The organism is Pseudoruegeria sp. SK021 (genome assembly GCF_002119405.1).
Lineage (GTDB): Bacteria > Pseudomonadota > Alphaproteobacteria > Rhodobacterales > Rhodobacteraceae > Meridianimarinicoccus.
In genome coordinates, this window is the sequence record NZ_MTBG01000111.1 from 1 (window position 1) to 943 (window position 943).

1 pseudogene is annotated in these 943 nt (G+C 61.3%); it reads right to left on the minus strand.

Annotated features, from left to right (window positions below):
* Positions 1–33: 33 nt before the first annotated feature.
* Positions 34–881, minus strand: a pseudogene (locus BV911_RS18825) (IS5 family transposase).
* Between the last annotated feature and the right edge of the window lie 62 nt (positions 882–943).

Below are 943 nucleotides of genomic sequence, written 5' to 3' on the forward strand. Positions count from 1 at the left end.
TGACGAACGGTTCTCCCCTTTCCCGAGACGGATTTATCCCACGGCTGTCGTGACAGGGATGCCAAGGGCGGTGTAGCCGTTCAGGATCGCAATGCGCACCTGAACCTCAGCGACTTGGCGGTCAAAGTCGCGCGCCATCAGCCGCTGGCCGAGCAGTTTCATGCAATGCATCTTTGTCTCGACGCGGCTCCGGCGGTGGTTGGTTTGCATGGCTGGGCATTTCGGCGTGGCGGGATGACCGCGTCCGCACCGCGCTCAGCAATGGCGTTGTGGCATCGGCGCGTGTCGTAGGCACCGTCGGCAGTCACGCTACCGATCTCCTGATCGCGCGGGATCTGATTGAGCAGACAGGGCAACATCGGTGCATCCCCGGTGTTGCTGCCGGTGATCTCAACCGCTCTGACTTCCACCGTTTGCTCGTCTATAGCGATGTGGATCTTGCGCCAGACGCGTCGCTTGGGGCCGCCGTGCTTGCGCGCGTTCCATTCGCCTTCACCCTCGACCTTGATGCCGGTGCTATCGATCAACAGGTGCAGCGGGCCTTTCGAGCCGCGATACGGGATGTTGACCGCAAGCGCCCTCTGCCGTCGGCAGATGGTGCTGAAGTCAGACACGGCCCAGTCCAGCCCCGTCAGCCGCAGCAGGCTCTCGACGAAGCCCGTCGTCTGACGCAGCGCCATCCCGAACAGCACCTTCATCGTCAAACAGGTCTGGATGGCAGCGTCACTGAATGTCCGCGACCTGCCCCTCTTGCCGGAAGGTTCGGCATCCCAGTTTATCTCGGGATCGAACCAGATCGTCAGTGAGCCGCGGCGCCTCAGCCCCGCGTTATAATCAGCCCAGTTCGTCGTCTTGTAGGTAGGTGATGTCGGTTTGCTCATGCTGGCCAGCTACCACACTGGATTCACGACATGAATCCCTCCGTGATTTGTGCAACATAGCC